This window comes from Allobosea sp. TBD101, assembly GCF_059817965.1.
Genome location: NZ_CM187543.1, coordinates 406,756 through 429,240, shown reverse-complemented (window position 1 = coordinate 429,240; position 22,485 = coordinate 406,756). Strand labels below are relative to the sequence as shown.

Genomic DNA, 22,485 nt, shown 5'->3' with positions numbered 1-22,485 from the left:
AGGTCGAGAGAGGAGCCGGAGGCGGTCTTTCACCTCCGGACACAAGAAGAGCGCTGATCAGCGCGCCGTCGGCTTCGGCTTGGTGAAGGCGTCGGTGTAGAAGGGTCGGATATCCGCCGGAACCCATTTCTCAACCCATTTCGTATACAGGCCCTCGGCTTTCATGCGGTCGAGCGCAGCATCGACATAGGCCAGCCAGGCCGCCTCGTTCTTGCGGACGCCCACCGCAGCATCCGAGACGGCGAAGGGTTCACCGACGAGGCGCAGCGATGGGTCCTTGGCGGCGATGACAATCAGCGTTGCCGCGTCATGGGTGTAGGCGTCGCCGCGACCCTGCTTGAGCGACTGGAGAGCGTCAGAGGCTGTGTTGAGCCGCAGGCTCTCGACCTTCGGCATGGTGTCCTCGAACCATTTCGCCTGGGTCGAGCCCTTGAGCATGATCACGGTCTTGCCGGTGACGTCGTCGAGCTTCTTGATCGGGCTGTCCTTGGCGACGAGCATGTCCGAACCGCCCCAGCGATAGGGCTTGGAGAAGTCCACGACGCGGGCGCGCTCGGGGGTCACGCCCAGCGTGGCGATAAGCAGATCGACCTTCTTGCCGTTGAGCTGCGGAATCCGGTTTTCCGCGGTGACGCAGGTCAGTTCGATCTTGTCGGCCGAGCCGAAGGCCCAGGTCGCGATCTGAATCGCCATGTCGGTCTCGACTCCGGCGAACTTGCCGGTTTCGTCCTTGTACCCATAAGGCGGCTGGTCGCAGCGAACGCCGGCCTTCAGCAGGCCGGCGGATTTGATCGCTTCGGGGAGTGGAGGCAGGCTCTGAGCCTCGGCATGAAAAGCAAAGCCGAGGCTGGCGAGCGCCGACAGGGCCATGCGGCCGGCGGAGATGGTCTTGGTCATCCGTTGTCCCTCTGTTGGACCGATGTTTCGGTTCTCGGTGGCAGAAAGCCGGGCATTGCCGGCGGTGCGGCGGCGTGAGGCCGCTCGTTCGCGTGAGGCCGTGGAGCCAGATCGTGAGCGCCGGGGTCGCGGAGGCCGGAGCCTGTCAACACCAGGGTGACGTGGCGCCCGGCGAGACATCCGTCGCAGGCCATGGCCTGGACGGCGGCCAGCCCCGCGGCAGCGGAGAGTTCGGCGTGGAGACCACAGCCCGCCAGAGCCGCCTGTGCCTGGCGGGCCGCCGTGTCGTCGACGGGAACCGAGAGCCCGCTGGTCGCTCGCAGGGCGGCGAGCGCCTGAAAGGTCACTGTCTCGCCCGCGGTCGAAACCTGGGCGGTATGCCCCTCGAACCGCGAGCGATAGTCCTCGCCGGCCATCACGCGGGCGAGCCGGGGAAAGGGCTCGACGGCGATCAACCGGGGCATGCCACCGCCGATCTCCTCGAAACCTAGCCGAAGACCGGAGAGAAGATCGCCGCGCGAACTCGGCACGATGACGACATCGGGAGGCTCGGAGCCGGCGAGTTCGGCCGCGAGTGTCTTGTAGCCCTCAATCCCGAATGGGTCGGTACCGATTGCCGGCAGTCGGTAATTGGTGGCGGCGAAGGCCCCTTCGGCGACGCGGCGCGCCAGATGGTCCCAGCGCGCCAGGCTGTCAGGCGCCTCGACCAGTCGCGCACCATGGGCCGCCATGGCGCGGCGATAGGACGGCGCGAGTGCTGCCGTAATGGCGATCTCTGTGGGCAGCCCGGCATGGGCGGCATACGCCGCGATCGACACGCCGCCATTGCCACTCGACGCGGCCACGACGAGCGGAACGTCGCAGGATAGGGCGCGAGCGATGAGCCGGGCGCTCATCCGGTCCTTGTGTGAGCCGGTCGGGTTGCACCATTCCAGCTTCGCCGTCAGTCGGCCAACCTTCATCGCCTGTGCCAAGGTCGGCAGTTCGATGCAGGGGGTCCCCCCTTCGCCGAGCGCCAGCGCCTCGGGCAGGCGCATCTCCCCGCTCTGGCCGTCATAAGTGAGCTTCAGGTTCGAGGCGTGGCCCTCGCTGGCACAGCGGGGGCACCCAGCGGCGTAGGTCTCGACAGGCCAAGCAGCGTCGCAGCGCAGGCAGATCATCCCGCTCGGAACAGTCGTCGCTGCGATGGGGGGCGCGCTGGACATGGACAAAAGTATTGCGACCGCCAGCTATCTGGTCAAATCTCAGTTTTTGAGCCTTCTATTCACCCGTGATATGAGGTCAGCGTGAACCTTCGGCATGTCGATGCCTTCCGAACCATCATCTTGCGGGGCTCGATGACGGCGGCGGCGCAGGAGTTGCGGACGTCGCAGCCCAGCATCAGCCGTCTGATTGGCGAGCTGGAGATGGAGATCGACCTCAGATTGTTCGAGCGTCGGGCCGGCCGGTTGCGACCGACGCCGGAGGGTCTCGCCTTCTACCGGGAGGTCGAGCGCAGCTTCACCGGCCTTGAAAACCTGACCTCTGCGGCGCGCGACATCCGCGCCTTCGGGACGGGGCGGCTGCGCATCGCCGCCATGCCCGTGATGGCGCTTGGGTTCATCCCGCGCTGCATCCGCAAGTTCAAGGAGCGCTTTCCGCGCGCCATCATCTCGCTGCAGATGGGCAATGACGGCACGGTGACGCGCTGGATGTCCTCGTCCTATTGCGACATCGGCTTCGTCGCCAACGTCATCGACATTCCGCAGGTCGAGCATCAACCGCTCTACGCTGTGCCTGGTGTCTGCGCCTTGCCTCCGTCCCATCGACTGGCTTCGCACGATACCATCGAAGCGAGCGATCTCGATGGTGAGGCATTCATTTCGCTCTCCCTGGAGGATGGTGCGCGAACGCGTGTCGACCGGGTTTTTGATGATGCCGGGGTGCGCCGCCAGATGACCTTGGAGACGCCTTTCAGTGCGGCGATTTGCGCTCTCGTGGAGCAAGGCCTCGGCCTGGGGCTCGTCAACCCCATCGCAGCCGACGACTACCGCCACGCCGAGATCGTCTTCAGGCCCTTCCGACCGCAGGTGATGTTCCACGGGCACGCGATGTTCCCGAGCCGCAATCGCGAGGATCCATTGGTTGGGGGCTTCTTATCGGTGGTCCGGGAGGAACTCGCCGCCTATCAGCGCCCGCTGGTCGAGGGTCGAAAGAGCGCTAGCAACGGTAGATAGTTGTCTTGGACTCGGCCGCGCGGCGGAGCTGCTCAGCCATGGTGTCCGGCGAGATCGCCAACTGGACGTTGGCCACGCGTCGCAACTCGGCAGCAGTTAGTAGCGGTCAGCTACGCGATAACGACGCGCCGATGTCGTTGAAAAAGTCGGTCTCAAGAGGGACGCGAGGGCATTTCGGATTTGGCCGATTGATCCTCGCCGGCAAGCCGATCTGCTACCCGTGCCCTACTATCATCTCGTCTTCACCCTGCCGGCGCCACTCGCAGCGATCGCCTTCCAGAACAAGGCCGAGCTCTACGGCCTGCTGTTCAGGGCCGCAGCCGAGACGCTCGCCACGATCGCCGGCGACCCGAAGCATCTCGGCGCCCGTATCGGCTTCACTAGCGTGTTGCACACCTGGGGATCGGCGATGACGCATCATCCCCATCTCCATATCATTGCGCCCGGCGGCGGCCTCTCGCCGGATGGCGCGCGCTGGATCTCATGCCGGCCAGGCTTCTTCCTGCCCGTGCGCGTGCTCTCGCGCCTGTTCCGCAGGCTCTTCCTCGAAGGGCTCGCCGCCCTGCACGCGGCCGGGCGGCTCGCCTTCCATGGCGATCTCGCCGATCTGACTGAGGCCGATGCCTTCGCCGCCTTGCTGGCGCCGCTGCGCCGGGCCGACTGGGTCGTCTACGCCAAGCGACCCTTTGGTGGCCCCGAGGCCGTGCTGGCCTATCTCGCCCGCTACACCCACCGCGTCGCCATCGCCAACAGCCGCCTCGTCGCCATGGACCGGCACGGAGTCACGTTCCGCTGGAAGGACTATCGCGCCCGCTCGTCCGGGAAGATCTGGCGCAAGACCATGACGCTGACGGCCCCCGAGTTCATCCGCCGCTTCCTGCTCCACGTCCTGCCCGACGGCTTCCACCGCATCCGCCACTACGGCCTGCTCGCCTCCAGCCGCCGCGCCGAGACCATCGCCCGCATCAGGCAGATCATCGCAGCGGCAACGCCGGCCACGACGACGGCAGATCGTGAAGCAGAGATCTCGGCCGAACGATCCGATCCGGTCGATGAGCGGAGGCCACCTTGCCCCTGCTGCGGCGGTCGCATGATCCTCGTCGAGCGCTTCGCGCCGGGCTCGGCCCCGCGCACCATCCTCGCCGTCAGGATCGATACCTCATGACGATGAAGCCCTTGCGATACCCGGACAGACCCGCGCCGATCTCGGCCAGAGAGCGGCCGATCCCGTTCGGCCCGATCGCGGAAATGGACCTTGCTGCGATCGCGGATCCCGCCCAGACGCACCAAACTTCAGGCTTCCGGGCATCCCGGTTGGAGCATTGCGCCGCCGACCCGCGCCTCGCACTAACCCGCAGACCAGGCGGCGCCGCGAAATCCCCATAGCCCACGGCCTCGGGCCGCGGCTTCCTCCCCTGGAGGCTTTCGGACGCCGGCCCTCAGCCCGGTCCGAACCCGCTCGCACGGGCCGGCATCCGAAACCCTTCACACAAGCCGACATTGGCCGATAGCCGGAAAGCGGACTCTAGCAGCCTTATCGTCGTTGTACGAAAGGCCATCCGGGTGGTGCAGCCAACATCAGATCAATTCGCGCGCACGAAGCGTGCTTCAGCTGATGTCGACGATTTCGGCGAGCTTGCCCTCCTTAATCGTGAAGAAGGAAGCTCCGCGCAGAGTTGTTTCCACTCCGGCTTTCATCTGGCCGAAATCCACGGTTGGCATACCGGTCCAGACAATCTCCAGCGCAACCTTGTCGCCGTCGACGAGCGCGGTCCTGACAATCTGCCTACGCCTGACGAACAGGGCCGCCGCCTGGTCGGCAAGCCCTGCGAAGGCCGCCCGGCCTTCGATCTTGATGGAACTGCCGGCATTCGAAACATGCTCGAAAACCACGGAATCGCTGACGCATTCGACGAGGGAAGCGACGTCCATGGCATTGTAGGATGCGAGATAGCGCTGAACGATGGCGGGCAATGTCATGATTGGCCTATGCGAGGGCGGAGCCGAAATTCATCCAATGGGACGTCGCCAGCCATCCTGCATCGACCGGGATCGAGGCGCCCGAGACCGCGCTGGCGGCATCCGACATCAGGAAGCCGACGACCGCAGCAATCTCCTCGATCTCGACGAGCCGGCCCATGGCAGTCGCCTGCTTGATCGCAGAATCGTCGCGTAGTCCGCCTTCGATCTTGGCGCGCATGATCGGCGTCAGGGTGAAGCCAGGGGCTACCGCATTGACGCGCAGCCCGGTCCGGCCGAATTCGCCCGCCGTCAGAGTCGTCAGAGAGCCGAGTGCGACCTTCGTCGGCGCATAGGCATGCAGCGGCAAGGGCCGGCTCTCGTTGATCGAGGTGATGTTCACGATCGAACCGCCGCCGCCCGTCATGATGCTGGCGCCGAACGTGCGCATGCAGGCCAGCGCACCGAAATAGTTCACGTCCCAGATTCTGCGATGCGCCGCCTCGTCCATGGCCATGAATGGCGTGATATCCTGGAGCAGGCCGGCGGCATTGACCAGGCCGGCGATCCCGACGCCGCGGGCATTCAGGTCCGCGGCAAGTGCACTGACCGCAGCCGAATCTGAGACATCCAGCGGCGCGAGCGAGAGTGCGGCGTCTTGCCCGCCGTCTCGCAATGTCTCCAGAGCATCGGCGCTGAGGTCGGTCGCCACCACATGCCAGCCATCGGCGAGCAGGTGCCGCACGATGCCGCCGCCGATGCCGCCGGCAGCGCCTGTCACGACGATCGCCGCACTATCACCCCGGCGACAGGACATGATCGAACGATGATCAATTCTATCGGACATCGACATTCCCTCTAGGCGCCTGTTTGCATCGGGATCCCTCGAACCGCTCTCAAGCCTCGAAGACCTTGCCCGGATTCATGATGTCGTGAGGGTCCAACGTCGCCTTCAGACGCCGCATGTAGTCGACGGTCACGCCCAGCTCGTCCCGGAGGAAGCTGCGCTTGCCCTCGCCGATGCCGTGCTCCCCGGTGCAGGTCCCGTCCATCGCGATCGCGCGATGGTTGAGCCGATCGATAAAGGCCTTCGTCCGCGCCATTTCCTCGGCATCCTCGGTCATCGCCATGATCGAGACATGGAAATTGCCGTCGCCGACATGGCCCACGATCGGAGCGACCAGGCCACTGCACTCGATATCCGCATGGGTCTCGGTCATGCAGTCGGCGAGCCGCGAGATCGGCACGCAGACATCGGTCGCGATGAATTTCGAACCAGGCCGAAGCTGGAGGCAGGCCCAATAGACGTCGTGCCGTGCGGTCCAGAGTGCGTTCCGCTCCTCCGCCGTCGCGGCCTGTTCGTAGGATAGGCAGCCGAACTCCTCCGCGATCTTGCCGAAGAGCTCGACCTGCTCGCTCACAGCGGCCTCGAGGCCGGAAAACTCCACGAACAGGGTCGGCATCTCCGCCATGGTGAGCTTCGAATAGGCGTTGCAGGCGCGGATCTGCAAGGCATCCGCCAGTTCGATGCGACCGGGTTGCAGGCCGTAGCGAATGCTGGCGATGACCGTATTGCAGGCTGCGCCGAGGTCGGGGAAGGCACAGACCGCTGCGATCACCGCTGGCGGAATGCCATGCAGCCTGACCGTCAGTTCCGTGATGACGCCGAGCGTGCCCTCCGCCCCGATGAACAGGCGCGTCATGTCGTAGCCGGCCGAGGATTTGCGGGCGCGTGTGCCGGTCCTGCAGATGGTGCCGTCGGGCATCACGACCGTCATGCCGAGGATGTTGTCCTTCATGGTGCCGTAGCGGACGGCGGTCGTGCCGGAGGCGCGGGTCGAGGCCATGCCGCCGAGCGAGGCGTCGGCACCGGGGTCGATCGGAAAATGCAGCCCGGTGGCGCGCAGATGCGCATTGAGCGCCTTGCGTGTCACGCCCGCCTGAACGACGCAGTCCATGTCCTCCTCATGGACGGCGAGGACGGCGTTCATCTGGCCCAGGTCCAGCGAAATGCCGCCGAAGGGCGCGTTGACACCGGCTTCCAGCGAGGTGCCGGTTCCGTAAGGGATGATCGGCACCCTGTGGTCCGCGCAGAGCTTCACGACAGCGACCACATCCTCAGTCGAACGCGCGAAGAAGACGGCATCCGGCACTTCGAGAGGGTGCCACGAGGTTGCATTCGCATGCTGCCGGCGGATGACGGCGTTTCGCGTGACCTGATCGCCGAAGCGATCGGCCAGGGCCGCGATGACCAGCTCGATGGCCTCCTTCGGCGGAGACTCGGGAAAATCTCGTGCGGCAAGCTTCATCTGCACCCTCGATCATCGTCAGTCAGCGGCCATGTCGCAGTCCATGCCCGAGGCATTGGAGTTGAACGGGACCTTCCGCGCAACCCGACTGCGCTGCCGGCTGCCGGGCTGCCGTTTTCGCGCGCCAAGCCCGCTAGCGCGCAAGCTCGGCGATCGTCGCTCCCGCGAGGAAGGCGCCGGCATTGGCCAGCAGCGAGACGACGATGATGCGCCAACCTAGCGCGCGCAGGAGCGGCAGGTCCTTCGCCAGCGCGAGGCCGGCAAAGGCCAGGACCGGCGTCACGAGCGGCAGCAGTCCCAGTTTCGCGACCAGCGGGTTCAGGCTTGCCGCGAAGGGCGAGAACGTCGCGCCCAGGATCATGCCGATCAGCGAGATCCAGAGCAGGTTCGGCAATCCGAAGCGTCGTGTCAGGTGCCCGATCGCCATGCCGACCACAGTCGCGCCAAGCAGGATCAGCATGCCGGGAAGCGCGTCGGCGATGGCGGTGCCGGTCGCGATGCGATTGCCGACCAGCGCCATCGCGGCGCTGGCACCGAGAGCGGCCAGCGTCGCGGGAAGGCCGGTCTCCACCTCGGCCGGCCGGTCGAGATCCTCCGGCGCGATTGCTCGCGCCGCGCCCCCGATCGCCGGCTCCAGCTTGCGATAAAGCCAGTTGGCGAAGGGCAGTGAGACGAACAGGATGATATAGGTCCCGACGACCGTCGTGATCAGATTGCTGGCCGCGGCCAGCGCGGCGATCTCGGATGCGGCTTGGGGAAACTGACTGCCGAGTGCGCCGACCGCAGCAGCCGTCATGCTGCCCGAGCCGATACCCGCCGCCATGCCGAGAGCCTGCGGGCTGAACCAGCCGAGTTGGGCGATCGCTGCCGCCAGCAGGGCCATGAAGACCGCGCCGAGAACCGAGCCGGTGATGTACTCGGCCAGGACGCCGCGCCCTTCGGGCGAGCCCATGCCATAGCGCTCGGAGATGATCGCGATGCCGTTCTCCCGCCCGATCGAGAAGGTCGCGCCGACGGCCTCTCGCTTGATTCCGAGCAGGAGCGCGACCGGCATGGCCAGCAACATCGTTCCGACGAAGTTCCCGATCTCCTGCAGGACAAGGATCCAGCCGGCATCGATGATGAGCCGCAGGTTTTCGCCGACGATGAAGCCGAGCTTCGCCACGAAGAGCAGGATGGCGACCTGCACGAAATGGCCCGACAGGGTCTGCATCGCCACCGAGCGAGCGCGCAAGGTGTCGAGCCGGCGCTGCAGCACGCTGATGGCGGCGCAGAACAGCAGCGCCCAGAGAAAGGGAAAAAGCACGACCTTGGTGAAGCCGAGCGGGATCGAGACGTTCCCGATCAGCTCCGACAGCGCAACTGCACCGAAAACGATGGCAAGGACGCTGAAAAGCTGCCCAGCGCCTAAGACGCCCGAAGACCGTTGCGAATGATCCGGAAGAGCTTGCCCACTCACCACGCTTCCCCCCCTTTTGCGCGCCGTCACAGCGGCTGTTGCCGCAACCAGCACCGGGGCGCCGATCTCTGCGGATCGGCCTTTGTCTCTCGGCGGGTTTGCCGCAAAAAGTCTAAAGGGCGCTACTGTGCGTCTACTTTTTGCGAACACTCGCAGAATCCGAGAAAGACGTCATCCGCTCTCGGGCGCGTTCGACGAGCAGCATCGTCGCAGGGGAATGGATCCGCCCTTTCCTCAGCAAGAGCTGGTTGCGCGCCGCCGTGATTGCAGGGTCCAGTAGGGCGACGAGCCGCACCGTCCCGCTTTCCGCAAGGCGCGACACGGCCGAGCGCGGCAGCAGCGTCATGCCGGTGGTACCCTCGACATGCATCGTCAGCAATTGCAGGGAGTTGGTCTCGAACCGGACCTGTAAGGAGATGCCATCCTCGCGCTCGATGCGTTCGACGAGATTGCGGATGCCGGAATGTCGCGAATGCAGGGCGACAGGATATTGCGCGATGTCGCGTAGCCAGGCCTCGCCGGCCTCCGCCAAAGGGTGCCGCGGATGAACGACCGCAAGCAGCCGGTCCTCGGCCTCCACGGCGACCTCCAGCGCCAGATGCCGCGGCGCGTTGAATGCCATGGCGATGTCGGCCCGGTCGCGCGCCAAGTCGTCAAGGATCTCGTTGGTCGCACCGACGGTAAGGCGAATCGCGATGCCGGGATGCTCGCGCGCGAAATCGGCGAGCACGCTGTGCATCATGTCGTAGGCAAAGCCTTCACCGGTGGAGATCGCGACCTCGCCGCGTTCAAGCCCCTGCAATTCCGCGATGCGCTCGAGGAGAAGATGGTCACGGCGGTTGCGGTCGCGCAGATGCCCCGCCAGCAGATGCGCGGCAGCGGTCGGCTGAGACCCCTTGGCCGTGCGTTCGAACAGGGGCGTGCCGACGCGGTATTCGAGGTCGAGCACCTTCCGCCCGATGGCCGAGGGCGTGAGCCGGAGCTTTTCCGAGGCGGCCCGCAGCGAGCCTTCGGCATAGACCGCCAGAAAATACTGCAGGGATCGCTCGTCGAGCCGGAGAAACTTGTCTTCGCTCACCCGCCGCTCCGACACATGGGCGCTCACCGCCAGACGGAGCGCGCGACTCGCAGATAGTTGAGCCCCAATATGCCCTCGATTTCCGGATCGGACAGGCCTCTCGCGATCAGGCGATCCGTGATGTGCGGAAGCTGTTCCGGCTGCACGAACAGCCAGGGCGGCGCGGAATAGCCCTTCGGGTACATGTAGGCGCGGTCATAGTACCAGCGATAGGCACTTCCCTCGACGAACATGAAGTCGGAGCCGAGCGCGACATGCTCGACGCCAACGAGCTGTGCGACATGGATCATCGCGTCCGTCATCCGCTCGACCATCGTCTCCGCATCCGCGCCGTTGAAGAGGCCGACACCATTGATCCCAACGACACCGCCGCTCGCCGCGCAGGCCTTGATTTGCTCGTCCGTGATGTTGCGCTCATGGTCGAACAGGGCGCGTGGATTCGCATGCGAGAAGACGACCGGAGCCGATGACAGTTCGATCGCTTCGAGCGAGGTCCGGATTCCGGTGTGCGTGCAGTCGATCAGCATGCCGACCCGGTTCATCTCGCCGATCACGAGTCGCCCGAACTTGCTCAAGCCGGCGTTCTCGGGCTCATGGCAACCGTCGCCGACGAAGGTTCGCTCGTTATAGGCGAGGAGCGCCTGACGGATGCCGAGCCGATAGAATGGCTCGATCAGATCGAGGTTGCGCTCGAACGGATGGGTGCCCTGAAAATGGAAGACGATGGCCATCAGGTCGCCGGCGCGCGCGGCCTCGATGTCCTCGACGGAATAGCAGAGGCGGTAGCGATCGGGGCGCGACAGCAGTTCGCGGCGGCGCTTGGCGATGAGCCGAAAGCTTTCCTGTGCATTGTCGACCGCTGCGACGGTCATCGACAGCATGTCGACGCCAGCCGCTCGAAAGCGCGCGAGAACCGCATGCAGATCGGCATCCTGCGCCAGGAATTCTTCATGCCAGGGCACGGTGAGATCGCAAACGAAAGCGCGCTTCTGCAGCTCCCGGGCATGATCGGACAGTGCTGTGTTCATGTCTGGCTCCCTATGATCCGGCGGGGAGCGAAACACAGTCGGGAGGGAGAGAAAATTGCAGAACCGCGACGGTTGGTGTCGATAAAAATCGAACGCGTGGGCTGTCCTGCTTCCAAATCTAAGAGTGCCTGACGCCCAGAGCTACCATCCCACCTCCCACTTCGGAAAGGTCTCCGTCGTGGCCTGCTGCCGGTTTCGTGGACGCTCAGTTAAGCTAACCCGACCTTCTTCTCGAACTCGACCGGGCTGATGTAGCCGATGGTCGAGTGCCTGCGAACGGCATTGTAGAAGCGCTCGATGTAATCGAACACATCGGCACGAGCCTCGTTAAGTGTCCGGTACACCCTGCCTCTGATCCGCTCGGTCTTCAGCGACGAGAAGAAGCTCTCCATCGCGGCGTTGTCCCAGACATTGCCAGAGCGGCTCATCGAGCAGGTGACGCCGTTGTCAGCCATGAGCTTCTGGAACTGCTCGCTGGCATACTGGGCGGATTCAACCGGTCGTCGCAACACCCAGAAATTGGAGGTTGTGACGATGGCTGGTCGACGAGCATCGGATCGATGCACACGACGGAAGTTGAGTACGCCTGGGAGGCCACCTGCTTGGCAGCGTGAGCATTATTGCCGCTTCTGGCAGGCTGTTGCGCGCGGACGTACAAGCGAGCAGGCGGCCGCCGACGCCGGCATTTCGGTGCCGTTGGGGCCGCGCTGGTTTCGGAGTTCGGGAGGGATGCCACCAACCCACCTTGCCCCTTCGGCGCCAGCGCCGACGGGAAGATACCTGTCGTTCGGCGAACGTGAGGAGATAGCGATCGAGCTGGCCAGGGGAACAGCGATCCGCGCGGTCGCACGGAAGCTGGGGCGCTCGCCCAGCACGATCTCACGGGAGGTGCGCCGTAACGCTGCCACGCGCGGTGGCAAGCTTGATTATCGCGCCATCGCTGCACAGTGGCATGCCGACCGCGCGGCACTGCGGCCGCGCCCGAGCAAGCTGGCCAGCAGCCCGGCTCTACGCGCCTATGTCGAGCGGCATCTCTCGGGACAGGTGACGAACGTCGATGGCGCCGGCTTCGCTGGCCCCAAGGTGGTATGGAAGAAGCGTCGCGCCGTACTCCGGCAGAGCCGGCGCTGGTCGACCGCTTGGAGCCCCGAGCAGATCGCCCACCGACTTCAGATCGATTACCCGGAAGACGCCAGCATGCGCATCAGCCACGAGGCGATCTACCAGTCCCTGTATATCCAGGGTCGCGGTGCATTGCGTCGGGAGCTGACGGCTTGCTTGCGCTCGGGTCGAGCTCTGCGTGTTCCGCGTGAGCGGACCCGCGGCCGTGGAAAGGCCTTTGTGGGCGATGCCATCATGATCAGTGAACGGCCACCGGCGGTCGAAGACCGGGCGATCCCCGGCCATTGGGAAGGCGATCTCATCCTCGGCCTGCACAGCTCAGCGATCGGAACTCTCGTCGAACGCAGCTCGCGCTTCACGATGCTGCTGCACCTGCCGCGCCAAGAAGGGTATCAGCGGGGACAGCGGGTCAAAAATGGCCCACCGCTTGCCGGACATGGTGCTGAAGCCGTCCGGACGGCGATCGTGCAATCCATGAGCGAACTGCCCGCGACGCTCCGTCAATCGCTAACCTGGGACCAGGGAGCCGAGATGGCTCAGCATGCACGGCTCCGCATCGAGACCGGGCTGGAAGTCTACTTTTGCGATCCGCAAAGTCCGTGGCAGCGCGGCTCGAACGAAAACACCAACGGCCTTCTGAGGCAGTACTTCCCGAAAGGGACCGATCTCAGCCGGCACTCAACCGGGGAGCTGGCTGCCGTCGCTTACGCTATGAACACCCGGCCCCGAAAAACGCTCGGATGGAAAACACCGATCGAAGTGCTCGATCAGTTCCTCGCTCAGCATTTATGATGCCGGTGTTGCGACGACCGGTTGAATCCGCCCTGGCTGCCCTGGTCCGAATGGTGCAGTAGGGCATCTGGCTTTCCTCTGCGCCAGATCGCCATCATCAGCGCATCGGTCACGAGCTCGGCGGTCATATCGGGCTTCATCGACCAGCCCACCACACGGCGGGAGAAGAGGTCGATGACGGCGGCAACGTAAAGCCAACCCTCCGCGGTCCAGATATAGGTGAAGTCGGCGATCCAGCGCTGGTTCGGACGCTCGGCATGGAACTCCCGGCCGAGCCAATTCGGCGCGATGGCCGATCGCTGGCCACCGTCCTTGGGCAGGCTGCGCCGACGCGGCCTGGCACGCAAAGCTTGGGCACGCATCAGCCTCTCGATGCGATGCAGGCCGCAATCGATACCTACCGCCAGCACGTCCCGCCAGACACGCCTGGCACCATAGGTTCGATCCGAACCAAGGAAGCTTGCCCGGACCCTGTTGCCGATCTCCTCGTCGTCGCGTGCTCGACGGCTCGGTGATCGGTTGAGCCAGGCCTGGAAGCCTGAGCGCGACACATCCAGCGCTTCGCAAAGCCATGCCACCGGCCAGATCCCCCGGTGCTTCGCAATGAACGTGAACCTCATGTCACGTCCTTCGCGAAGTAGGCTGCGGCCTTTTTTAGGATATCGCGCTCCGCCTTGAGCTTGGCCACCTCGCGCCGCAGCTTCTCGATCTCAAGCTGCTCCGGCTTCATCTGGCCGTGGCCGGGAAAGGCTTGCGCTGGATCGGCAGAAAAGAGCTTCACCCATTTGCGCAACTGGTTCTCATGGACATCCAGGTCCCGAGACGCCTGCGCCACACTCACTCCGCGATCCTTGATCAGGCGGACCGCCTCGATCTTGAACTCACGCCCAAACTGTCGTCGCCGCATACGCCACCTCCGGTTTCATGAAACACCCAATCTCGGTGTCCACGAAACCGGCAGCAGGCCAAGCAGCCCGCTCTTCGTCATGACAGGAGACTAAAATGGCCAAAGGCGAACAGCGCGGTAATCGCGAAGCGAAGAAGCCCAAAAAGGAAAAGCCGAAGGTGATCGCCGCCGCGCCGTCGACCCTAGCGGCGGCGGCTATCAAGGCAACAGCGCCGAAGAAGAAATAATTCCCCTCAAGGATTATCGAGCGCGAGCCGTTATCACCCAGCCGCGGCGACCTCGTCTGTCCAGACCCTGAAGCCCTTCAACGTGTTGGGGCCGAAGGTCGTGGCGATGGCGACGTCGGCTGCGTCGCGGCCACGCGCGATCAACACGCGGCCGATGCGCGGCACGTTGTTGCGAGGGTCGAACATCTGCCAGCCGCCCTCGAGGTAAGCCTCGAAGGATGCGGCGAAATCGCCCGGTGGCCAAGGTGGTGGCGTGCCGACATCGCCCAGATAGCAGGTGCAATAGCGCGCCGGGATGTTCAGTGCCCGGCAGAAGGCGATCGCCAGGTGGGCATAGTCGCGGCACACGCCGCGACCTTCGCGATACGCCTCTGTGGCTGTGCGCGTCACGCTGGCATCATTATAGTCGAAGGCGATGCGCTGGTGCACGAAATCGCAGATCGCCTGCACGCGTGGTGCGCCGGGTGGCGTATGCCCAAAAAGCTGCCAGGCCAGATCGAGCAGGCGGTCGCTATCGCAGAAGCGGCTTGCCAAGAGGAAGACGATGGTCTCCTCCGGCAGGAGGTCGACTGAAACCTGCCCGGCGCTCAAGTTCGTGGTCTCGGGCAGACCGCTGTCGGAAATCAGGGCGTCGGCGGTGATGCGCATTGCGCCTGCCGGTGCGAGCAACCGGCTACACCAGTTGCCGAAACCGTCGCGGTAAGCGCTGATCGGTACCGATGGCTCAATTCGCATGTAGTCGGGCGTCTCTAGATCCGAGAACCGGCTGAAATGCACGTTCAGCATCAAGATCAACGGGGTAGGTTGTGGAAAGTCGTAGTCGAGCTCGTAGCCGATCCGGAGTTTCACGCGATGCCTTCTGCGCGGCGAGCCGCGTCGGTGATGATGAGTTCCCCCTCATGCCAGTGAGCACTATGCGCGCAATCGCAGACATGCGCCATCGACCCGATTAGACACGTCAAATCTGTAGCCGCGCAGCGCTGGCGCGCATTAGGGCGGCCATTGACCCGTGCATCTCGGTTCTGCGCTGTGACGGAAGATTGGACCGCGCCGGAACCGGACATTTCCCGATAGTATGGGGAACGAACGCTTCCGACCCAAGTTTTCTGTGGGCCGAACGGCGGGACTGGCACGGCGGGAGCCCGCCGTGCCACAGCTCATAGGTCTGTTTGCTCCGAAAGGAGAAGCGCATCGTCAACCTCGATGCCGAGGTAGCGCACGGTGCTTTCCAGCTTCGTGTGACCGAGAAGAAGCTGGCAGGCGCGCAGATTGCCGGTGCGCTTATAGATCAGCGCGACCTTCGTGCGCCGGAGACTGTGCGTTCCGTAGAGCGCTGGGTTCAATCCGATCAGGGCGACCCAGTAGTCCAGAAGGCGGCCGTATTGGCGCGTTGTGATGTGATCGCCAGGCCGGCTGCGGCTCGGGAAGAGCCAGTCGTCCTCACGCGAACCTCGCTTTCTAAGCCAGGCGGCAAGCGCTTCCCGGGCTGAGTCCGTCAGTTCGAATGGTACCGGCCGCCCGGTCTTCTGTTGAACGATCGCGGTTCGGAGGCGAACAGTGCCTCCGAGGACGACATCTCCGACCCGAAGGCGAACGAGATCGCAACCCCGCAGCTTGCTGTCGATTGCTAGATTGAACATGGCGAGATCGCGAGTTCGCCCTTCATGCTGAAGCCGCGTCCGCAACGCCCAGATGTGCTTTGGCTTCAGAGGTGGTTTCGGCCCGATGATGCGCCCGAGGTTCCAGGCCTGATGGGGTAGTTGGTTCTGCGCTTGGATATCCATGGCAGATCCCCTTCTTGGGATGCCGCATCCACCAAAATTCTATCAAAGACGGATGGCCCTCTCACGCCTCTTGGCCAAAACCGCGGCGAGGAGCGCGCCCTGCGCCAGTTGCGGACGTTGGGCGGCCTTCGAGAAACAGACATTGGCGCGCCCGGAAGGTCACCTGTCCTCTCTCGATATGAGCCAACTTCAGTTTTGCAATGACCACAGCCGGCAATGGACGTTTTCGATGACACGCCCCGCTGTCGATCAGCCTGTGTAGTCGCCATTGCTCAAGAAGCGACGTATTGCGATCTGCATGTCGACTGAGCGGGTGAATTCGCTCGCTGCCCCATGCGGAGTGCGTCACGCGGCTGTAAGAGCTATTGTCTCTATCCCTCTCCGGCGAGACATGCGCGCGCTTGCAGCGCCATCACACGCTCTTCGTTCGCCTTGATCACGATGACTTCGAATGCGCCGAGAAAGCGGAGGCGTTCGACGATCGCATCGCGCACCGGAGCTGCGTGCTCGCCGATGCCGCCAGTGAAGACGAGCGCGTCGATCCCACCGATGGCGGCGGCCATGAATGCAGCGAACTGCGCGACCTTGAGCGCGAAATAGTCGAGAGCGAAGCGGGCGCGCGGGTCGTCGCTTTTCAGCAGCGTCTCGACGTCGTTGGAAAGGCCCGACAACCCGAGCAGACCCGAGCGTTCATAGAGCGCGTCCGAGACCTCCTGCGCGTTCATCCCCAGGCTCTGGAACATGTAGAGCACCGCCCCGGCATCAAGCGCGCCGCAGCGCGTCCCCATTGGCAGGCCATCGAGGGTCGTCATTCCCATGGTCGTGTCGATGCTGCGCCCGCCCTGGATGGCGCACAGGCTCGCGCCATTACCGAGATGGGCCGCCACGACACGGCCCGCATGGAGATGCGGATGCTGCTCCGCCAGCACCATCTCCAGCCATTGATAGGACAGGCCGTGGAAGCCATAGCGGCGGATGCCCCTGTCGCGCAGATCCTGCCCGAGTGCGAAGTTATGGGTCAGCGCATCGTGCCGGGCGTGAAAGGCTGTGTCGAAACAGGCGATGTTCGGGACGTCGCCCATCAGGCGCCGGGCAGCGGTCACCGCGGCCAGGTTATGGGGCTGGTGCAGCGGCGCGAGCGGCGAAAGCGCCTCTAGCGCCGCAAAAACCTCGGGTGTGACCACGACAGCGTCGACAAAGCGTTCGCCGCCATGGACGATGCGATGAACCACCGCCTTCATCCGCCAAGCATCGTCGTGGCGGTCGACGAAGGCGAGGACGGCCGCGAGAGCGGTATCGTGATCGCAGGCCGGCGGCAGCGCGATGCGCTCCCGGGTGCCGTCCGCGAGGCTCGCGTCCATGGCAGGCTCGGGCTCGCCAAGGCGCACGGCCTTGCCGCGCGCCAGAACGTCGAGATCACCGACGCGAAAGACCTGGAACTTGAGGCTGGACGAGCCGGCATTGAGGACGAGGACGGTGTCGATCACTTGATCCGCCCCGTGCGGCGCGCTTCCGCCAGGAGAACGGCCAGCCCACAAGAGAGCAGGCGCGCGCGCAGATTATCGGCGCGGCTCGTCAGGATGATCGGCACGCGCGCACCGAGCACGATGCCCGCAGCGTCGGCACCGCTCAGGAAGGTGAGTTGCTTCGCCAGCATGTTGCCGGCCTCGATCTCGGGCACAAGGAGGATATCGGCATGGCCGGCTACGGCTGAGGCGATGCCCTTCTCCTTCGCTGCTGCGGCGCTGATCGCATTGTCGAAGGCAAGCGGCCCATCGACGATGGCTCCGGTGATCTGGCCGCGATCGGCCATCTTCGAGAGAGCAGCGGCGTCGAGCGTTGCCGCCATATGAGGATTAACGGTCTCGACGGCGGCGAGCACCGCGACGTTCGGCAACTCGTCGATGCCGTTCAGCGCGACATGCCAGAGATTGACGGCATTCTGGACGATATCGGCCTTCGTCATCAGGTTAGGCGCGATGTTGACCGCGGCGTCGGTGATGATGAAGGGCTTGGGATAGCTCTCGATATGCATCACGAAGGCGTGCGAGATGCGCCGCTCGGTCCGCAATCCGGAATCGGCCCGGACGACCGCGCCCAGAAGCTCGTCGGAATGGAGCGAGCCCTTCATCAACGCATCAAGCTCGCCGGCGGCGGCCAGCGAGACCGCCTTCGCCGCGGCTTCGTGGCTGTGCTCGGCATCGACGATCTCCCAGGGCGAGATGTCGATGCCGGCCTCCCGTGCGGCAGCGTGAATGCGGCCGGCCGGGCCGATCAGGACAGGCGCAATCAGCTGCTCGCTGACGGCATCGGCCACCGCCTCGATCACATTGGCCTTGACGGGATGTACCACCCCGGTCCGCACGGCCGGAAGAGCCTCGCAACGGCCGAGCGCGAGCCGGAAGTACTCGGAGGAGGTCAGCGTCGTCATGGCGCCTCTCTAGCTTTGCGCAACAAGCCAGCGGGCGATGCCGGGCCATGTCTCGCCCAGCGTCTTGCGACCCATGAACAGGCCGATATGGCCGCCGGGCACCAGCTTCTTCTCGATCTTTCTCTTCGGCGTGCCGACGAGGTCCTCCGCTGCGAAGACCTGCTCGCTGGTGGTGATGTCGTCCTCAGCGCCGGCCAGCAGATAGACCGGGCAGGTCACGTCCTTCAGGCTGAGGCGCCGACCGAGGCCGACGAACGCGCCCTTGGCGAAGCGGTTCTCCTTGAAGATCTGCTCGATGGCCTGAAGATAGTAGACGCCGGGCAGGTCGAGCGGGTTCTCGTACCAGGCGGCGAAGGTCTCGGTCCGGTCGAGATAGTTCCTGTCGGCGAGGTTCTGGTAGAGCCGGACGAACTTATCGACGTAGTGCTCCTCGGGATGCATGTTCTTCCAGCCGGCGAGCATGAAGCGCCCCGGCATCAGGCCGCGTCCAAGCTTGACCATGTCGCGATAGCTCTTCAGCGGCATGGTCTGCGCCATCTGCTTGATCGGGCCGTTGCCCGCGTCGGCATCGATCGGCGAGCCCGCCAGCACCAGCGACTTCACCTTGTGCGGGAAGCGCGCGGCCAGCATCGCACTCAGCCAGCCGCCCTGACAGAGCCCGACCAGGTGCACCTCGCCGCCGAGATCGTCGATCGCAGCGTTCAGTTCAGCCAGATAGGTGTCGATGCTGAAATACCGCATCTCCTGCGTCGCCGGCTTCCAGTCCGTAACGAGGACACGGTCGACGCCGTTCGCCAGCAGCACCTCGACGAGGCTCTGTCCCTTGTCGTAATCGGCAATGGTGGCCCCGTGGCCGGCATAGGGTGCGTCGACCAGGACGGGAATGCTGCCGGCCACTACCTTGCCGAATTCGCGCAGGCGCATGGTCGGCAGGTCGAGCCGCACCGTGTTGGGCGTGGCCCAGTCCGGCGGCGGCGGGCGGGTGATCTTCACGGCCTCGGATAGGAAATCGAGATTGCGCTCGGTCAGGCGCAGCGCGGCATCGACCGGCCAGAACCAGGGTAGGCTGAGCGCGGCGGAGCGGCTCTTCGGCTGGCTCGCTGCCTTCGTCGCGTTGCGGCTGGTCGCCATGGTCGAAACACTCGCTCATCGATTGGCCCCGAAGGGTAGACAGGCAACCTGATAGAGGCAAACGCGACAGCCTTGCGACAGGTCAAACCTCGCCAGCGATGCGCGGCGTCCGGGCGGCCACACCGGGGCGGCCCGGCTGCAACGGCCCGACCAATGTACGCAAGGCGTTGATGATGACGGCGATGTCGATGCCCTGTTGCAGGAAGGCGCCGGCGACAGGCGGGATGTAGCCGAAGGCGGCGAAGACCATCGCGATCCCGGACAGGCCGAGGCCGACGACGATGCTCTGCAGCGCGATCGCCCGCGTCCGCTGCGCGATCGAGACCGCTTCCGCAACGCGGTCGATCCGGTCGACGAGGATCACCACATCGGCGGCTTCGGAGGAGGCGGTCGCTCCTCTCGCGCCCATCGCCACGCCGACATTGGCAGCCGCCAGCGCCGGAGCGTCGTTGAGGCCGTCCCCGATCATAACGGTCGGCTGCCGCGCCTGTTCGGCCGCGACGGCGGCGACCTTGTCCGCCGGGCTGCAATCAGCCCGGACTTCGTTTATGGCGAGCTGGGCGGCGACCGCCTTCGCCGTGCCGGCATCGTCCCCTGTCACCATCAGGATGCGGCTCACCCCTGCCGCGTGTAGGCGCTGCAAGGTTGCGGCGGCGTCAGGGCGCACTGCGTCCGCCATGGCCAGGAAGGCGACCGGTTGGCCCTCGACCGCGATGAAGACAGCGAGCGCCGCCGCCATGTCTCCGCTCGTCCCGGCCGATGTCGCCCAGGGAGGAAGCGGCCCATAGCCCAGCACAAGGCGGCGCGATCCCGCGCGGACATGCCGCCCCTCCACGACGCCTTCCAGGCCGGAGCCGCGGTACTCCCGAACGGCAGTGGGTGCCGACAGGGGCAAGGCCTTCTGGCGCGCCAGCGCGACCAGGGTCTCGGCGAGAACATGGTGCGAGGCTTGCTCGAGCGAGGCGACGAGGCGCAGGATATCGCCCGCCTCGACGCCCGGTGCCGTGTCGAGCGCGATCAGCCGGGCGCCGCCCTCGGTCAGGGTGCCGGTCTTGTCGAAGATCGCCGTGCGGACCTGGCCCAGCGCCTCGATGGCCGAGCTGCCCTTCATCAGGATGCCGGAGCGCGCAGCACGCGAGACACCGCCGATGAAGGCAACTGGCGCGGCGAGGATCAATGGGCATGGCGTGGCGACGACGAGCACCGCGAGCGCGCGGATCGGATCGCCCGACAGCCACCATGCGAGGCCGGCGACGATCAGCGTCGCCGGTAGCAGTAGCAGCGCGAAGCGGTCAGCCATGCGGATGAAGGGAGCCTTGGCGGTCTGCGCCGCTTCCACCATCCGGATGATGCCGGCATAGGTGCTCTCATGCGCCGCGGCCGATGCACGGTAACGGAACGCTTCACCGGCATTGACCGTACCGCTGCGCAGCGCGGCGCCCCGCGTCTTCGTCTCCGGCAGAGGCTCGCCGGTGACGGCGGATTCGTCGAGCTGGGCCCGGACATCGAGCAGTTCGCCATCGACCGGCAGCAATTCGCCGGCGCGGACCAGCAGTTCGTCGCCGGCCGCCACGTCCCCGGCGGCGATGTCGACGAGGCCGCCGGCCTCCTGACGGTGAGCGATGCGCGGCGTCCGGTCCCGCAGCGAGCGGAGCTCGCGTTCAGCCTTGCCGCGCGCATAGTCCTCCAGCAGGTTGCCGCCGGAATACATCATCGCGACGACCACGCCGGCGAGCGGTTCTCCCATGGCGATCGACGCGAGCATCGCTACGAGCGCGATCGCATCGACGCCAAATCGGCCCGCCAGCATGTCCCGCAGCATCGAGACGGCGAGCGCCACCGCAACCGGGATGGTGGCTGCCGTCCAGATCTGATCCGGCGTCCAGAGTCCTCCGAAGCGGCTAGCGAAAAATCCGGCGATGGCGCCGGCTAGCGCGATGGCGAACAGGTTCAGATGGATGACCATCTCACGCATCGGTACCGCTCCGGCCTTGCCTCTCTCCAATCCCCTTCAAGCGAAGATCACTTTCCGGAAGCGGGCGAGCGCGAAGGCGAAATAGGCTGCGCCGATCGCGATGATCTTGGCGATCTCGGGCCAGACGACGTCAAGGCCTGCGCCGCGATAGAGCACGCCTTGCGAGAAGGCGACGAAATGCGGCGTCGGCGAGAAGATCCGCATGATCCATTGCAGCCAGATCGGCATACTTTCCATCGGGGTCGTTGCACCGGACAGGAGCTGCGTCACCACGAAGACCGGGATCGCGAGCAGGCCGAATTGCCCCATCGTGGTCGCCAGCGTGCCGAGCAGGATGCCGAGCGCGGCGACGGCAAAAGCATAGATCGCCGTCCCGAGCACGAAGAGCAGGAGCGAGCCGGTGATCGGCACACCGAGAGCCCACTCGACAACGAGCACGAGCGAGGCCACCGCAGCGACCAGGATGACCAGCGCGTTCGCCACCATCTTGGCGAGCATGATCTCGACCGGCGTGACCGGCATCACGAGCAGGTGCTCGACCGTACCCTGCTCGCGCTCCCGGATCAGGGCAGCACCGGTCAGGATGATTGTCAGCAGGGTGACATTGTTGAGCACCTGCATGACCGAGCTGAACCAGCCGGAATCGAGATTGGGGTTGAAGCGCGCCCGCACCACAAGATTGATCGGCAGCGCCGTCGCTGTCTCGCGCCCGGCCTGCCTGTTCGCGATCTCCTGCGCGATGATCTGCTGGATATAGACCGCGCCATTGCCGGCCTGGGTCATCGCGGTGGCGTCGATATTGAGCTGCAGCGCCGTCTGCCGCCTGGCCAACAGGTCCGCCTGGAACTTGGGCGGGATCTCGAGCACAAAGACGAGCCGGCCGGAGTTCATCTCGGCGTCGATCTCCGAGGCGGCGATGCGCTTTGAGACCTTGAACAGCGGCGGGTTGAAAGCACCGAGCAGCGAGCGCGAGAACTCCGACTGGTCCTCGTCGACGATCCCGATGGTGAGGTCGCGCGCCTCCAGCTTCACGCCGGTCGCAACCGTGGAGACGGCGATGCTGAAGGTATAGGCCACCAGCACCAGCATGATCGGATCGGCACGCAGGCTGCGCAGCTCCTTCACGACGAGGCGCAGGATATTCTGGAGATGGATGACGAGCGCGGCCAT

17 protein-coding genes and 4 pseudogenes are annotated in these 22,485 nt (G+C 65.1%); 4 read left to right on the top strand and 17 right to left on the bottom strand.

Annotation, left to right across the window (positions count from 1 at the left end; translation table 11 throughout):
* Positions 1 to 57: 57 nt before the first annotated feature.
* On the bottom strand, positions 58 to 897 hold the full coding sequence (locus tag AC6RIC_RS02110) for a transporter substrate-binding domain-containing protein (protein ID WP_499734902.1): 840 nt from the start codon (positions 895 to 897) through the stop codon (positions 58 to 60).
* Complete coding sequence (locus AC6RIC_RS02105; protein ID WP_499734901.1) at positions 894 to 2,102, bottom strand: pyridoxal-phosphate dependent enzyme; 1,209 nt, start codon at positions 2,100 to 2,102, stop codon at positions 894 to 896. The genes AC6RIC_RS02110 and AC6RIC_RS02105 overlap by 4 nt, the downstream gene beginning before the upstream one ends.
* Positions 2,103 to 2,234: 132 nt before the next feature.
* On the opposite strand from AC6RIC_RS02105, the gene AC6RIC_RS02100 reads away from it, so the two are divergent.
* Together AC6RIC_RS02100 and AC6RIC_RS02095 are read left to right on the top strand one after the other, a co-directional pair.
* Complete coding sequence (locus tag AC6RIC_RS02100) at positions 2,235 to 3,113, top strand: LysR family transcriptional regulator (RefSeq protein ID WP_499734900.1); 879 nt, start codon at positions 2,235 to 2,237, stop codon at positions 3,111 to 3,113.
* Positions 3,114 to 3,309: 196 nt separating this feature from the next.
* Positions 3,310 to 4,278 (top strand): annotated as a pseudogene (locus AC6RIC_RS02095) (IS91 family transposase); the annotation flags it as partial.
* 443 nt (positions 4,279 to 4,721) lie between these two features.
* Here AC6RIC_RS02095 and AC6RIC_RS02090 read toward each other — a convergent pair.
* The 7 genes and pseudogenes from AC6RIC_RS02090 to AC6RIC_RS02060 all read right to left on the bottom strand — a co-directional run.
* Positions 4,722 to 5,045 (bottom strand): nuclear transport factor 2 family protein, encoded by a 324-nt coding sequence (locus tag AC6RIC_RS02090; RefSeq protein WP_499734899.1) that lies wholly within the window; start codon positions 5,043 to 5,045, stop codon positions 4,722 to 4,724.
* A gap of 55 nt (positions 5,046 to 5,100) precedes the next feature.
* Complete coding sequence (locus AC6RIC_RS02085; RefSeq protein ID WP_162766409.1) at positions 5,101 to 5,919, bottom strand: SDR family oxidoreductase; 819 nt, start codon at positions 5,917 to 5,919, stop codon at positions 5,101 to 5,103.
* Positions 5,920 to 5,968: 49 nt separating this feature from the next.
* Positions 5,969 to 7,381 (bottom strand): FAD-binding oxidoreductase, encoded by a 1,413-nt coding sequence (locus AC6RIC_RS02080; protein ID WP_499734898.1) that lies wholly within the window; start codon positions 7,379 to 7,381, stop codon positions 5,969 to 5,971.
* A 133-nt stretch (positions 7,382 to 7,514) separates the two neighbouring features.
* A complete protein-coding gene (locus tag AC6RIC_RS02075) occupies positions 7,515 to 8,990 on the bottom strand; it encodes a DUF3100 domain-containing protein (RefSeq protein ID WP_499734897.1) in 1,476 nt (491 codons plus the stop codon).
* On the bottom strand, positions 8,974 to 9,918 hold the full coding sequence (locus tag AC6RIC_RS02070) for a LysR family transcriptional regulator (RefSeq protein ID WP_162766410.1): 945 nt from the start codon (positions 9,916 to 9,918) through the stop codon (positions 8,974 to 8,976). Before AC6RIC_RS02070 ends, AC6RIC_RS02075 begins: the two co-directional genes overlap by 17 nt.
* A gap of 23 nt (positions 9,919 to 9,941) precedes the next feature.
* On the bottom strand, positions 9,942 to 10,946 hold the full coding sequence (locus tag AC6RIC_RS02065) for a membrane dipeptidase (protein WP_113586954.1): 1,005 nt from the start codon (positions 10,944 to 10,946) through the stop codon (positions 9,942 to 9,944).
* 209 nt (positions 10,947 to 11,155) lie between these two features.
* Positions 11,156 to 11,431: pseudogene (locus AC6RIC_RS02060) on the bottom strand (IS3 family transposase); the annotation flags it as partial.
* A 49-nt stretch (positions 11,432 to 11,480) separates the two neighbouring features.
* On the opposite strand from AC6RIC_RS02060, the pseudogene AC6RIC_RS02055 reads away from it, so the two are divergent.
* Positions 11,481 to 12,885, top strand: a pseudogene (locus AC6RIC_RS02055) (IS30 family transposase).
* Positions 12,886 to 12,892: 7 nt separating this feature from the next.
* Here AC6RIC_RS02055 and AC6RIC_RS02050 read toward each other — a convergent pair.
* Positions 12,893 to 13,767: pseudogene (locus tag AC6RIC_RS02050) on the bottom strand (IS3 family transposase); the annotation flags it as partial.
* A 95-nt stretch (positions 13,768 to 13,862) separates the two neighbouring features.
* Between AC6RIC_RS02050 and AC6RIC_RS02045 the strand changes: the two are divergent.
* Positions 13,863 to 13,994 (top strand): hypothetical protein, encoded by a 132-nt coding sequence (locus tag AC6RIC_RS02045; RefSeq protein ID WP_280140841.1) that lies wholly within the window; start codon positions 13,863 to 13,865, stop codon positions 13,992 to 13,994.
* Between the two features lie 33 nt (positions 13,995 to 14,027).
* Here the strand turns inward: AC6RIC_RS02045 and AC6RIC_RS02040 are convergent, their stop codons facing one another.
* The 7 genes from AC6RIC_RS02040 to AC6RIC_RS02010 form a co-directional block, all read right to left on the bottom strand.
* Complete coding sequence (locus tag AC6RIC_RS02040) at positions 14,028 to 14,843, bottom strand: transglutaminase-like domain-containing protein (protein ID WP_091862342.1); 816 nt, start codon at positions 14,841 to 14,843, stop codon at positions 14,028 to 14,030.
* A gap of 308 nt (positions 14,844 to 15,151) precedes the next feature.
* Positions 15,152 to 15,778 carry a tyrosine-type recombinase/integrase gene (locus tag AC6RIC_RS02035; protein ID WP_091862347.1) on the bottom strand — a complete coding sequence of 209 codons (627 nt, stop codon included), beginning with the start codon at positions 15,776 to 15,778 and terminating at the stop codon, positions 15,152 to 15,154.
* A gap of 371 nt (positions 15,779 to 16,149) precedes the next feature.
* Positions 16,150 to 17,265 carry an acetate/propionate family kinase gene (locus tag AC6RIC_RS02030; RefSeq protein WP_091862349.1) on the bottom strand — a complete coding sequence of 372 codons (1,116 nt, stop codon included), beginning with the start codon at positions 17,263 to 17,265 and terminating at the stop codon, positions 16,150 to 16,152.
* Positions 17,262 to 18,209: a bifunctional enoyl-CoA hydratase/phosphate acetyltransferase gene (locus AC6RIC_RS02025; RefSeq protein ID WP_499734896.1), complete on the bottom strand. Its 948-nt coding sequence runs from the start codon at positions 18,207 to 18,209 to the stop codon at positions 17,262 to 17,264. Before AC6RIC_RS02025 ends, AC6RIC_RS02030 begins: the two co-directional genes overlap by 4 nt.
* A gap of 9 nt (positions 18,210 to 18,218) precedes the next feature.
* Positions 18,219 to 19,340, bottom strand: coding sequence for an alpha/beta fold hydrolase (locus AC6RIC_RS02020; RefSeq protein ID WP_091862357.1), 1,122 nt, complete (start codon positions 19,338 to 19,340; stop codon positions 18,219 to 18,221).
* A gap of 82 nt (positions 19,341 to 19,422) precedes the next feature.
* Positions 19,423 to 21,315 (bottom strand): heavy metal translocating P-type ATPase, encoded by a 1,893-nt coding sequence (locus AC6RIC_RS02015; RefSeq protein ID WP_091862362.1) that lies wholly within the window; start codon positions 21,313 to 21,315, stop codon positions 19,423 to 19,425.
* A gap of 36 nt (positions 21,316 to 21,351) precedes the next feature.
* Positions 21,352 to 22,485 (bottom strand): ABC transporter permease, encoded by a 1,134-nt coding sequence (locus AC6RIC_RS02010; protein WP_499734895.1) that lies wholly within the window; start codon positions 22,483 to 22,485, stop codon positions 21,352 to 21,354.